This window comes from Rhodococcus sp. (in: high G+C Gram-positive bacteria) (assembly GCF_049591685.1).
Lineage (GTDB): Bacteria > Actinomycetota > Actinomycetes > Mycobacteriales > Mycobacteriaceae > Rhodococcoides.
Map to the genome: position 1 here is coordinate 1 of NZ_JBAWFH010000312.1, position 12369 is coordinate 12369.

A 12369-nucleotide genomic window follows, 5' to 3' on the forward strand; every position below is an offset into this window, starting at 1 on the left:
GTGACGACACGGTCGAGAGGATGGCTGCGGGTTCGTCGTCACCGGCCGTCCAGTACTGCGGCGGCGCGATGGTCAGGGTGCGTGGGGAGCCGTCGACGGGGGCCAATGCGTGGTACGCGACGGCGCCGAGGGCGTCTTGTAGCCGCGCGGTCCGGGAGTCACCGGCAAGGTCGTAGCGCTGGTCGTCGGGCGTGAAGGCGGGTGTTGCCGGGCTGTCGCCGACGCCGGCCAGCGCGGTTGCCGTGGGTGCGTCGAACACGGTGGTGTTCAGTTCGGCGTCGACGGCGGTGCCCCCGACGACTCGCGCGACGGCACCTGCCGCCCCGGGGGCGATGCTGTTGTCTGCGAGCAGCGCGGTTCGTGGCCCGACGGAACGGACGGTTGCCGCCGCTGTCTCACCGAGTTGGCCGGACGAGCTCCACACGAGGCCGCGCACCGACGTGGCTCCGAGAATGGTGTCGACGATGTCCGCGGGTGACTCCAGTGCGGCCGAGGCGAGCGATGCGTCGCCGACGTTGCCGAGCGTGTCCAGGTCGACCTGTGCGAACGGCACGGCCGTCACGCACATGGTGTCGGCCAGCGCTTCGAGCCGGGACAACCAGTCGGACGCAGCGTCGGCGCCCGTTCCTTCGCGGGCAGGACCGTTCGGGTCGGCGGGGTTGTCGACGACGAGGTAGCCGCGCGTCATGTTCGACACCGTGACCAGCAGATCGGGGTCGACGGCGAGACACGTGCTCTGTGCCAGGCGGTCTTCCGGATCCAGTTCGTCGGTGGTGGCGAACTCGACGGCTTCGAGCAGTTGGTCGAGACGACCACCGGAGCTCAGTTCACCGGAGAGTTCGTCGTCGACGAGCCGTACTTTCTCGTCGATCGATCCGGCGAGACCCGCAGCCAGCCGCGGCTTGTCGGCGAGCGGCCACAGCAGGGTGGTTGCGACGGGGTCCGACGTGGGCGGTGGGACAGGCACCGCCGCGGGATTCATCGGGTCGGGATTCGTCGGGTCGCGCGGGACTCCGGTGACCGGTAGCAGGAAGCGGGCGTCGTCGAGACGGGCTGTGCCGCCGTACTCCGGCGTGCCGTTGACGTTGAGCAGCACGGGGTAGACACCGGGCACGTCGACGCCCAGCGATGGGCCGTCGACGCTGCGCAGTGGGAGGGAGATGACGAACTGTCGACTGGCCCCCTGCTCGAGGGAGTCGGCGACGGGGACGAATTCACCGACGTTGGCGAACTCGTCGCTCTCGACCGACAGTGTTGTTCGAAGTTGTTCGGGTTCGTCGACACGGTCGGCGCTCTGCATGCGAACGCTGATGTCGTCGACGCGACGATCACCGGTGTTGGTGACGGTTGCCTGGACGGTGACGAACGGTTCGCTGCTGGTGGTGACGGTTCCCGGTGCGACGGTATCGACGGACAGTTGCAGGAACTGTCGGCCCCTGGTCGTGGAGGGCAGGTCGGTGTCGGTTGCCTGGTAGGTGTACTCGGTCGAGGCTCCCGATTCGATCGAGGACCCTTCGACGACCGAATTTTCGTCGGTGGTGGTTTCCTGAGCGCCCGCGAGGGCAGGCGAGAGCGAGGGACCCAGTGCAACGAGCAGTGCGGTCAGTGCCGTCGCAGTGACCTTCGAACGCCACACGATCACTCCTCGCCGACGGGCGTCTCGGGATCCGGCTTGCTCATCCCCTCGATCAACTCACCGGCGATGGCGGCCAGCTTGCGTTCGTCCGCGTACGCGAGCTTGGACGCCAGTTCGCTGAGCGGTACCCACGCAACCTCGGTGACCTCGACGTCCTCGTCGCACAGCTCTCCGCCGAGGAAGCGCAGCAGGTAGTGGTGGACCGTCTTGTGGACGCGACGACCCTCGGTGACGAACCAGTAGTCGATGCTGCCCAGAGAGGCCAGTACCGATCCGCGGATGCCCGTTTCTTCTGCTACTTCGCGCATCGCGGTCTGCTCGGCCGTTTCACCCTGCTCGATATGGCCTTTCGGAAGCGACCACAGCAACCGTCCGCGGCGATCGGTACGGCCGATGAGAGCGGCGCAGCGCTGCGACGGTGGGCCGTCGAGACCGTCCACGACCAGGCCTCCGGCGGATGTTTCGCGGACGGTACGAAGCCTCGGCTTGTCGGTGTCGGCGCGTGCGTTTCGCCGCCGCGGGTTGCGGCGGCTCCTGTTCGCACGTTCGCCAGCAGACACCCGATCCATACTAGATGGAAGAACGCAATGATCCGCTCAGCCTCACCGCGATCCCTCTCGTACGAACCGTTCGCCTACGCTCTATCGACGTGGCCGAAGAGTTTCCAACCCCAGCACAGCCCGACGCGTCCACCGACCGTCGGACCAGATTGTTGGCGTCGGCTGCGGTCACTCTGAAGGACCTCTCCGATGTGTTGGGTCCGCTGGCAGGCAGGTTCGCGGCCGAGGGCCACGAGCTCTACCTCGTCGGCGGCAGTGTGCGCGACGCCGTTCTGGGCCGGCTGTCGGGCGACCTGGACTTCACTACGGACGCGCGTCCCGAGGTGGTGCAGCGGCTGCTCACCGGCTGGGCAGACAATCAGTGGGACACCGGTATCGCATTCGGAACCATCAGCGCGGCCAAGGGTGATCAGCTCGTCGAGATCACGACCTTTCGCACCGATTCCTACGATCAGGTTTCTCGCAACCCCGAGGTGCAGTACGGCTCGAGCCTCGAGGAAGACCTGATTCGACGTGATTTCACCGTCAATGCGATGGCCGTGCGGCTCGGCGCGGACGGCTCCCAGGAGTTCGTCGATCCGCTCGGCGGCATGGATGCGCTGCTCGAGGGTGTGTTGGACACGCCGTCGACGCCGGAAAAGTCTTTCGGCGACGATCCCCTGCGCATGCTGCGGGCCGCGCGTTTCGTCTCGCAGCTCGGATTTTCGCTCATTCCTCGGGTGCACACCGCGATCACCGAGATGGCCGGGCAGATCGAGCGCATCACCGCCGAGCGCGTGCAGGTCGAACTCGACAAATTGATGCTCGGCGATTTCCCCATCGAGGGCATCGACGTGATGTGCGAGACCGGATTGGCGGCCCACGTTCTGCCGGAGGTCCCCGCGATGAAGCTCGAAATCGACGAGCATCACCAGCACAAGGACGTGTACTGGCATTCGCTCACCGTGCTGAAGCAGGCAATCGACCTCGAGGACGGCGATCCGGATCTGGTGTTGCGGTGGGCCGCGCTACTCCACGACATAGGCAAGCCGGACACTCGCAAGCACGAACCCGGCGGCGGCGTCAGCTTCCATCATCACGAGGTAGTCGGCTCGAAGATGGTCAAGAAGCGGATGCGGGCACTCAAGTACTCCAAGAAGATGACCGACGACGTCTCACAGCTCGTCTTTCTGCATCTGCGTTTCCACGGCTACGGCAAGGGACAGTGGACCGACTCGGCGGTGCGGCGTTACGTAACCGATGCCGGCGACCTACTTCCCAAGTTGCACAAGCTGGTTCGCGCCGACAGCACCACCCGCAACAAGCGTCGGGCTGCTGCGTTGCAGGCTACGTACGACGATCTGGAAGAGCGGATCGAAAAGTTGGCGGAGCAGGAGGATCTTGCGCGGGTGCGGCCCGACCTCGACGGCAACGCCATCATGGAACTGCTCGACATCCCGGCGGGTCCGCAGGTGGGTAAGGCCTGGAAGTTTCTGAAGGAGCTCCGGCTCGACCGCGGCCCCCTGCCGAGGGAGGAAGCCGAGAAGGCGTTGCTCGAATGGTGGCCTAAGTCTTAGTAAGGTCTGCGTTTGGTGTTGAGGTAGACGGCGGCGAGGCCGAGTAGGTAGACGAGCCCGCCCGCGTACACGACGAGGTGAGCCGAGTTCTGGCCTGCGAGGTCGGTGGTGGCGGGACCGACGGCGAAGGCTGCTGCTGCGAGTGCACCGACGAAGAAGATGTTGAATACGGTGTCCTGCAACGCGAATACGCGGCCGCGGTGGTCGTCGTCGATTTCGATCTGCATCGATGCGTCGCCGGTGAGTTTGATGGTTTGACCGACGATGCCGAGCAGGAACGCTCCGATCAGCAGGCTTGTCTGGGTGAGTGCGGCGATGAAGGTCACCTGCACGACGGCGGCCGCTGCCAGGCCGAGGGCGATGGTGCGGACGCGACCGAGCCGAGGCAGGACGAACGGTGTCAGGAGTGCTGCGACGAGCATGCCCGCGGCTGTTGCGCCGACGGCGATGCCGAAGCCGGCGAGGCCTCCGGGAAGTGAGCTGGACGTGGTTTCGCGGAGGATCAGCACCATGACGAGGGTGTCGATGCCGAAGGCGATGCGGTGTGCTCCGATACCGGTCATGGCGGCGGTGACGGTGGGTGAGCTCCAGACGGCAGCGGCGCCGTCGCGTAGCCCGGTGGCTATGTCGAGCAACACTTTACGGATTCCGAGGTCGTGTCGTTCGGCGATGGTGGCGGGTCCGAGTGAACGACGGCCGAAGCGCGCGGCGGCGACGGTTCCGACGATGGAACCCGTCGCTGCTGCCAGGACGGCGGTGGCCGATCCGGTGTCGCCTGCACCGACTGCGCCGATGATGGCTACCGCAGACCCGGCTCCCGCTGCGGCGAACCCGGATCCGACGGTGGCGAACAACGAGTTCATCGGGACGAGCCACTCGGTACGCACGACGTGAGGCAGTGACGCCGACACACCGGCCGAGACGAATCTGCTGAGTCCGACGGTGGTGAGAGCCAGGAGGAGTAGCGGGGTCTCCCCTGCACCGCCGTACAGCAGCGCGGCGGTGACGACGATGAGCACCATGCGTAGGACGTTGGCCCACAGTACGACGGCTCGCCTGTCCCATCGGTCGAGCATCGCGCCTGCGAACGGTCCGATGATCGAGTAGGGCACGAGGAGTACGGCGAAGCCGGCGGCGATTGCCGCTGGGTTGGATTCGCGTTCGGGATTGAAGAGGATCGCTCCGCTGAGCGCGGCCTGAAACAGTCCGTCGCCGAACTGGCCTGCGAAGCGAATGGTGGTGAGCTTGCCTGCGCCCGGTGAATCTCGAAGCCGGGCCAGGAAGGTGTTGTCGCTCACTTACTGCACACTAGCCTCAGTGGGTCAGGGCGCAGACGTCAGCTCGGCAGCCTTCCACCATGCGACGGTGGCGGCGGTGCCGTCGACGAGGGGTGTGGGTGTCTGGCCGAGCAGGTCTTCACTTCGACTGCTGTCGAGGATGTACGGGTGCTCGAATTGGTACAGGGTGTCGACGAGTTCTGCGATGGGCCGAGAGACGACGCCGAGGGTTCGCATCACCCACGCGGGGATCGTTCCGATTTTCGGCGCTTCGACGCCGGCTGCACGGGCGAAGAGGTGGATCATGTCGCGTTGGCTGACGGCGGGTGCGGTCGGCGCGTGCAGGAATGTGTTCCACAGCGACGGCGTCGCGGCCGCGGTGATCATGGCCGCACCGAAATCGGGAACGTAGGTGAAGGCATGCGGGAGGTCTGCATTGGCGATCACTCGAACCGTTTGGCCCGTCAGCACTTTCGGGACTACCCGCTCTCCCATGTGCGCGGTTTTCACGTGCGGGCCGTAGAAATCCGAGGCGCCGACGCTGACGGTCGGTGTGGCATGCGCGTCACGCGCGGCGAGCAGCTCGGTTCGTACGCCGAGCTTGTGGTGAGTCGCACTGCGCGGCAAGTCTTCTCGAATCGGGCCCTTCACGAGACCGTAGGCGTAGAGGCTTTCGGGGAACACGACGACGGTGCCGGCCGCTGCGTCGAGCACCTGCTTCTCCATGGTGGGTAGTTTCTCGCGCCACACCGTATTCGAGTAGGCGACGTGCGTGCAGTTGTAGATGGCTGCCGCACCGGCGAAGTGGGTTCGGAGATCGTCGGTCTCGATATCGACGCGCCTGCGGTCGATCGTGGGTCCGTCCGGTCCGGAACCGGAACGAGTGAGCACTCGAACCGAATGTCCCTGTGCTGCAAGCTGCTCTGCGACGGCCCATCCGACCGGTCCGGCTCCGATGACGACGTGTAGGTGGTTCATGGTGATCTCCGCTCCATTGTGTGAGCACTGCTCTCTAGAAATAGTGTGCACCGGAGGCTTCGAGAAAGCAAGAGCACCGCTCTCTCAAGTCCGGCAAATCGACTATGGCCAATACGAAATGTAGTAGTTATGCTACGAACGGCAACTGACCCACAACGGCGGGACACCACATGGGCGCAGCACACGACGTCGCGATCGATGTCGACGGTCTTTGAATGCGATACGGAACGAAGGACGTCCTCACGGGCGTGACGTTCCAGGCCCGTCAGGGCGAAGTACTGGTAATGCTCGGTCCGAATGGGGCGGGCAAATCGACCACTCTGGAGATACTCGAGGGCTTCCGAATGCGCTCGGCCGGTCATGTTCGGGTGCTGGGCACCGACCCGGCCGACGGCGACGAGGCGTGGCGGGCTCGGCTGGGCGTGGTTCTGCAATCGTGGCGTGACCACGGAAAATGGCGGGTACACGAACTGCTCGGGTACCTGGGATCGTTCTATGGCCCGTATGGCTCGGCAGCGGTCGACAGGCCGTGGCCGGTCGACGATCTGCTCGAAGTCGTCGGTCTCACGGAGCACGCGGGATCGCGCATCAGGTCCCTCTCCGGCGGCCAGCGCCGGAGGATGGACGTCGCGATCGGAATTGTGGGTCGACCGGAACTACTCTTCCTCGACGAGCCGACCGCGGGCTTCGACCCCGATGCACGTCGAGAATTCCACGACCTCGTACACCGTCTTGCCGACCTGGAAGGCACGACGATCATGGTGACCACCCACGACCTCGACGAGGCGGAGAAGCTCGCGGACCGGACGATCATCCTGGCCGGCGGACGCATCATCGCCGACGGGTCCCCGGAGCAACTCGCGCGCAGCGTGCCCGCGGGTTCCGAAGTTCGGTGGAGTATCGACGGTCAGCGCTCGGTGCACACGACCGCCGCGTCGGCCGAGTTCGTCCACGATCTCTACGCACAGTACGGAAACCGCGTCGCCGACCTCGAGGTGCGTCGGGCATCGCTCGAAGACACCTACATGAGACTCGTGCACCAGCACGAATCGGACGGTTCGAATGCCGCGGCTCTCGAGGAGGTCAGATGATGGGCGCAACGAGCGTAGCCGTGTGCGCCGGCGCCAGACGGGCCGCAATCGAAGTGCGACAACTGTTCACCGATGCTCAGGGTGTTGCAAATCTGTTCCTGTTTCCGATACTGATCATGATCGCACTGTGGTTCATGCGTAACGGCACATTTCAATCCACCGAGTTCGTGCTGGCGTCGTTGGCGCTCCCCGGAGTGATGGGCACGATCATCTTCTTCAACGGCCTCTATGGCATCGGCGCGATCCTGGGCGCAGTCGTCGGCACCGCCCGTAGCCTCTTCTTCGTCACGATGCCGCTGATGGCAGTGGTGGCGATCTCCGGCATCTTCTACCCGATCACCGCGTTGCCCGGATGGCTGCAGGGCGTTGCACAGGTGCTGCCCTGCTATTGGCTCGGCCTCGGACTCCGGTCGGCGCTGCTTCCGGCCTCGGCCGTCGACATCGAGATCGGGCAGTCGTGGCGTCACCTGGAGACCGCTGGGGTACTCGGTGCATGGGCTGTCGCCGGCCTCGTCCTCGCACCGATAGTGTTGCGACACATGGCCCGAAACGAGTCCGGTAGCAAAATGGACGAACGACGAGACAAGGCCCTCGCACGTGCCTACTGAAGTCATCTACAACCGCATCGCGATGCTCCGCGCCGAGCGTGGCATCTCGAGGCGTGAACTAGCCGACGCGCTCGGGGTGCACTACCAAACGGTGGGGTACCTCGAGCGCGGCGAATACAGCCCCAGCCTTCACCTCGCCCTGCGAATCGCCGCGTACTTCGAGGTCTCCGTGGAAGTCGTCTTCTCCACCGATCCCTTCGCTCGGTTGGGGTCGAAGGACGGTACGTCGACTCGATAGGTCGGCCGATACTGTGTTCTCCATGCCGACCACTCCGCGAGAACGTGCCCGGGCGCAGACGTTGGCCGACATCACTCGGATCGGTCGGCAGCATCTGGCGGCGGATGGTGCTGCGGCGTTGTCGCTGCGGGCGGTGGCGCGGGATCTCGGTGTCGTGTCGTCCGCGGTGTATCGCTATGTCAATAGCCGCGACGAACTGCTGACCCTGCTGGTCGTCGACGCGTACAACGAGCTGGGCGACGAGGTGGACACCGCTGTCGCGGCTGCGGACGAGCCGAGCGAGAAGTTCCTCGCGTTGGCGAGGAGCGTTCGGTCCTGGGGGCTGCGGGAGCCCGCGAGTTACGCACTACTGTTCGGCAGCCCGGTTCCGGGCTATCACGCACCTGCCGAGCGAACGACGGTTCCGGGAACGCGGGTGATCGTTGCATTGGTGCGTCTGTTCGACGAGGCCTGGCGAGACGGAATGCTCACGCCGGAACCCGTGAACGTCGCCGGCCTGCAGGAAGCCCTGCACGATGACTTCACCGCGATTCGCGACGAGATGGGCACGGAGCTGCCCGACGAGTTTCTTGCTCGCGGCGTGCTGGTGTGGGCGTCGCTGTTCGGTGCGGTGAGCTTCGACGTTTTCGACCAGTACGGGGCAAGCACCTTCTCCAACCGTGATGCCCTCTTCGAATATCAGCTGGCTCGCCTGGCCGACATCGCCGGCTTCGGGCATCGCTGAAAACTGGTCCGATTCCTTGCGGTACATCTGCCCGTGCGCGGTGCCACAATGAATTCATGGCGGCGCACGCGGAGGAACCAGAAGATCGAACGGCATCCGCCCTGCAGGCGGTCCGTCCGGGAAGTTTGTTGGTGTCGTCGGTGGAACTCGTCGAGCCGACGTTTCGGCGCACCGTCGTGTACATCATCGAGCACAACGACGCGGGCAGCCTGGGCGTCGTCATCAACAGGCCCAGCGAGACCGCGGTGCACAACGTATTGCCGCAGTGGACCGACGTCGCAGCCAGCCCACGCGCACTGTTCGTCGGCGGACCCGTCAAACGTGACTCGGCGCTCTGCCTGGCGACGCTTCGCACGGGCGTCGACATCGACGGCTACTCCGGCATCAGGAGGGTCGACGGCCGAGTGGTGATGGTGGACCTGGACGCCGACCCCGCTGACATCGCTCCCATGGTGGAGGGCGTGCGCGTCTTCGCAGGCTATTCGGGGTGGACCCTCGGTCAGTTGGAGGGCGAATTGGAACGCGAGGACTGGATGGTCGTCTCCGCGCTTCCCACCGACGTCATCGGCCCTCCCCGACTCGACCTGTGGGCACACGTGTTGCGTCGTCAGCCGATGCCCCTTGCGCTGTTGGCCTCACACCCGATCGACGTCGAACGGAATTAGCGCCGGTCGATCGAGCCGGCGCCGCCAGGTTCAGTGCGCGAAGTGGGTTTCCGTCCGTTGTCCGTTGCCTGCTGCGTCGGCTTCGAGTTGATCGACCACCTCGCCGATCGCGATGCACAGCGAACGACCGAGGTCGGCGCTGAAGCCCTCGCGGACGACGATGCGCAGCACTGCGACGTCGGTGGCGTTGTCGGGCATCGTGTAGGCGGGCACTTGCCAGCCGCGGGCGCGCAATTCATGGGACACGTCGAACACCGTGTACGCCCGCTCACCGGCCAGCATGAAGGACACCACCGGGATGGCGGTGCCGTCGGTGATCACCTCGAAGGCGGGATGGCTGCGGATGTGGTCGCTGACCCGAACTGCCGTGTCCCGCAAAGCCTGCATGACCGCGGTGTATCCGGCCCGGCCGAGCCGCAGGAAGTTGTAGTACTGACCGATCACCTGATTGCCGGGCCGCGAAAAGTTCAACGTGAACGTCGGCATGTCGCCGCCCAGGTAGTTGACTCGGAAGACGAGCTCCTCCGGTAGATCCTCGCGCGTGCGCCAGACGGCGAAACCGATTCCTGGATAGGTCAATCCGTACTTGTGGCCACTGGCGTTGATGGAGACGACCCGCGGCAACCGAAAGTCCCATCGGAGTTCCGGTTGCAGGAACGGTACGACGAATCCACCGCTGGCCGCGTCGACGTGGACGGGCACGTCGGGGCCCCCGCCGGCCACGATCGAATCGAGCATGTTGCAGATCTCGCCCACGGGTTCGAGCTCGCCCGTGAACGTGGTGCCGAGGATGGCGACGACGCCGATGGTGTTCTCGTCGACGGCGTCACGTACCTGTTCGGGCGTGATGACGTAACGACCGCGTTCCATCGGTAGATATTTGGGCTCGACGTCGAAGTAGCGACAGAACTTCTCCCACACCACTTGAACATTGCTTCCGAGAACAAGATTGGGCCGCGAAGTGTCCGAGTCACCGCGCCGCGCACGCCACCGCCACTTGAGGGCGAGGCCGGCGAGCATCACCGCTTCGCTGGACCCGATGGTCGACACACCGGTCGCGCTTCCGGGATCCACCGGATCGAGGCCGGGTGCGTGAAACAGATCGGCGACCATGTTGACGCAGCGTTCCTCGATCGACGCCGTCGCCGGGTATTCGTCCTTGTCGATCATGTTCTTGTCGAACGTCTCGGCCATCAACTTCTCGGCCTGCGGCTCCATCCACGTGGTGACGAACGTGGCGAGGTTGAGGCGCGAGGAACCGTCGAGCATCAGTTCGTCGTGAATGAAGAGGTACGCGGCTTCGGGGTCGAGTTGCTCGTCGGGTAGCCGCAGGGCGGGCACCGGGTCGGTGGCGAGTCTGCCGGTGTATGCCGGGGCGATCACGCCGTTGGGGTGCAGGTGTCGTGCCACGTCGTCCTCCGTAGGGCTGAGCCGGGCTCCCGGGCTCCCGGGTAATCCGACGCTAGCCTGTGTGCGAGGTTCGCGCCTCACCCCCTGAGGACGAAGTGCGGGCTTTCACCATTGTGAGGGGCACCAACATAGCTGCAACGGGGGACCACAGTTGTCCAGAGATGTTGGTGGACCGTGGCCTTTGTCACTGTGGCCTTCTAGCATTCGTCATGGCTCGGCGAACGGCATCGACGCTGCGCCGCAGAATGGCTCGAGTCGGGGGGCCACGGACTGCAGAGGGGCATTCGTCCGGCCGGCCAATTTCGATGCAGCGACGGCATTCTCGCCTCAACTGCGAGATGAATCATCAACGAAAGCGAATGGCCTATGTCGATCAAGCATGCCCGGACCAGCAGCGCACCGCGCTGGACGGCTACCGTCGGCGCACTGTCCTGTGCGCTGTTGTTCAGCGGATCCACGACTGCGACAGCGCAACCCGCCGCGGTCCCCGGGCCCCCGGAGACGAGCTCGGTGGAGTCGGTGCCTGCGGCGACCCTGAACGAGGACGGCACCGAGGTTCTCCCACCCGAGGGCGCCGAGGAGGAGCGTCCCAAAGCCGAGGAGCAGGGCATCGAACGGCCCAGCATCGACGATGCCGCCGACGCAGTGCCGACGTACGACCCCGAAACCGAGACGACCGGTTACGGCCCCGTCACCAACAACTTTCTGGCCGGATTCTTGTACAGCATCGTCAATCCCGACGTTGCGCCGCAGGGCGCGAACGACTGGAACTGCACGCCCAGTGCAGAGCATCCGAATCCCGTGGTCCTGCTGCACGGAACCTGGGAGAACGCGTACAACAATTTCGCGCGCATGGCCCCGGCACTGAAAAAGGAGGGCTACTGCATTTTCGCGCCCAATACCGGTGACCAGGATTCCAGCGGTATCGGTCACGTCAAGGCTCTGCGCGGAACGGCCCCGATTGCGGACAGCGCGAAGGAGATCGCCGTCTACATCGATGCGGTTCTCGAACGCACGGGTGCCGCAAAGGTGGACATCGTCGGGCATTCGCAGGGAAGCCTCGCGTCGCGTCAGTACATGCGCTTCGAGGGCGGGGCCAACGCGGAGGACCCCAGCCAGAACAAGGTCGGCAAGATCGTGAGCATCGGCGGGTCCAATCACGGCACTACCCTCATCGGCATCGGCACACTGGGCCGCACGATCAACAATTTGGGTCTGAACGTGCTCGGCTTGGTCGGCGCGATCGCCGGTCCTGCCGCATCCGATCAGGTCATCGGGTCCGACCTGATCACGGCTCTGGAAGCCGGCGGAGATACCGAGCGGGGCGTCGACTACACGGCCATCGCCACGCGATTCGACGAGGTCGTGACGCCGTTCCGTACTACCTTCCTCGAAGCGGGCCCCGACGCCACGGTCGACAACTTCCTACTGCAGGACGGCTGCGGTGTAGATCTGTCGGATCACCTGTCGATGTCGGTCTCGCCCAGAACCATCGGCTACGTCAAGAATGCGCTCGACCCGATCGGCACACCGCTCTCCGAGGTCCCGTGCACATGGAACGCACCGGTGACCGGGGGCTAGTCCCGTCAGGACAGTCTTTGTCGATACAGCTGCAAGGTCGGGGCC

At 65.0% G+C, this 12369-nt stretch carries 12 protein-coding genes; 7 read left to right on the forward strand and 5 right to left on the reverse strand.

Annotation, left to right across the window (positions count from 1 at the left end):
- Both WBQ44_RS12765 and WBQ44_RS12770 read right to left on the reverse strand, forming a co-directional pair.
- Positions 1-1636, reverse strand: a 1636-nt coding sequence (locus WBQ44_RS12765) for a glycoprotein (RefSeq protein ID WP_495567051.1), incomplete at its 3' end; no start/stop codon positions are given.
- A 2-nt stretch (positions 1637-1638) separates the two neighbouring features.
- On the reverse strand, positions 1639-2196 hold the full coding sequence (locus WBQ44_RS12770; RefSeq protein WP_495567052.1) for an NUDIX hydrolase: 558 nt from the start codon (positions 2194-2196) through the stop codon (positions 1639-1641).
- An 89-nt stretch (positions 2197-2285) separates the two neighbouring features.
- On the opposite strand from WBQ44_RS12770, the gene WBQ44_RS12775 reads away from it, so the two are divergent.
- Positions 2286-3752, forward strand: coding sequence for a CCA tRNA nucleotidyltransferase (locus WBQ44_RS12775; RefSeq protein ID WP_495567062.1), 1467 nt, complete (start codon positions 2286-2288; stop codon positions 3750-3752).
- Here WBQ44_RS12775 and WBQ44_RS12780 read toward each other — a convergent pair.
- The gene (locus tag WBQ44_RS12780) at positions 3749-5050 is read right to left on the reverse strand and encodes an MFS transporter (RefSeq protein ID WP_495567053.1); all 1302 of its coding nucleotides are present in this window, start codon (positions 5048-5050) and stop codon (positions 3749-3751) included. The two genes, WBQ44_RS12775 and WBQ44_RS12780, sit on opposite strands and share 4 nt — an antisense overlap.
- Before the next feature lie 24 nt (positions 5051-5074).
- Complete coding sequence (locus tag WBQ44_RS12785; protein ID WP_495567054.1) at positions 5075-6007, reverse strand: NAD-dependent epimerase/dehydratase family protein; 933 nt, start codon at positions 6005-6007, stop codon at positions 5075-5077.
- A 215-nt stretch (positions 6008-6222) separates the two neighbouring features.
- On the opposite strand from WBQ44_RS12785, the gene WBQ44_RS12790 reads away from it, so the two are divergent.
- The 5 genes from WBQ44_RS12790 to WBQ44_RS12810 are packed head-to-tail and all read left to right on the forward strand — an operon-like array spanning position 6223 to position 9333.
- Positions 6223-7098, forward strand: coding sequence for an ABC transporter ATP-binding protein (locus WBQ44_RS12790; RefSeq protein WP_495567055.1), 876 nt, complete (start codon positions 6223-6225; stop codon positions 7096-7098).
- Positions 7095-7706 (forward strand): ABC transporter permease, encoded by a 612-nt coding sequence (locus tag WBQ44_RS12795; protein WP_495567056.1) that lies wholly within the window; start codon positions 7095-7097, stop codon positions 7704-7706. Before WBQ44_RS12790 ends, WBQ44_RS12795 begins: the two co-directional genes overlap by 4 nt.
- Complete coding sequence (locus WBQ44_RS12800; RefSeq protein ID WP_495567057.1) at positions 7696-7944, forward strand: helix-turn-helix transcriptional regulator; 249 nt, start codon at positions 7696-7698, stop codon at positions 7942-7944. Before WBQ44_RS12795 ends, WBQ44_RS12800 begins: the two co-directional genes overlap by 11 nt.
- A gap of 22 nt (positions 7945-7966) precedes the next feature.
- A complete protein-coding gene (locus WBQ44_RS12805) occupies positions 7967-8668 on the forward strand; it encodes a TetR/AcrR family transcriptional regulator (RefSeq protein ID WP_495567058.1) in 702 nt (233 codons plus the stop codon).
- Positions 8669-8724: 56 nt separating this feature from the next.
- Entirely contained in the window at positions 8725-9333 is a 609-nt protein-coding gene (locus tag WBQ44_RS12810; RefSeq protein WP_495567059.1) for a YqgE/AlgH family protein, read from the forward strand.
- Between the two features lie 30 nt (positions 9334-9363).
- Here the strand turns inward: WBQ44_RS12810 and gad are convergent, their stop codons facing one another.
- Positions 9364-10743, reverse strand: coding sequence for a glutamate decarboxylase (gad, locus tag WBQ44_RS12815; protein ID WP_495567060.1), 1380 nt, complete (start codon positions 10741-10743; stop codon positions 9364-9366).
- A 366-nt stretch (positions 10744-11109) separates the two neighbouring features.
- On the opposite strand from gad, the gene WBQ44_RS12820 reads away from it, so the two are divergent.
- Positions 11110-12324 carry an esterase/lipase family protein gene (locus tag WBQ44_RS12820; protein WP_495567061.1) on the forward strand — a complete coding sequence of 405 codons (1215 nt, stop codon included), beginning with the start codon at positions 11110-11112 and terminating at the stop codon, positions 12322-12324.
- Positions 12325-12369: the final 45 nt, after the last annotated feature.

What these genes read in the sequence shown, in the direction of transcription:
- WBQ44_RS12785 (WP_495567054.1), bottom strand. Translation starts at nt 6,007, where the DNA reads ATGAACCACCTACACGTCGTCATCGGAGCCGGACCGGTCGGATGGGCC.
- WBQ44_RS12790 (WP_495567055.1), top strand. Translation starts at nt 6,223, where the DNA reads ATGCGATACGGAACGAAGGACGTCCTCACGGGCGTGACGTTCCAGGCC.
- WBQ44_RS12810 (WP_495567059.1), top strand. Translation starts at nt 8,725, where the DNA reads ATGGCGGCGCACGCGGAGGAACCAGAAGATCGAACGGCATCCGCCCTG.
- WBQ44_RS12805 (WP_495567058.1), top strand. Translation starts at nt 7,967, where the DNA reads ATGCCGACCACTCCGCGAGAACGTGCCCGGGCGCAGACGTTGGCCGAC.
- WBQ44_RS12795 (WP_495567056.1), top strand. Translation starts at nt 7,095, where the DNA reads ATGATGGGCGCAACGAGCGTAGCCGTGTGCGCCGGCGCCAGACGGGCC.
- WBQ44_RS12820 (WP_495567061.1), top strand. Translation starts at nt 11,110, where the DNA reads ATGTCGATCAAGCATGCCCGGACCAGCAGCGCACCGCGCTGGACGGCT.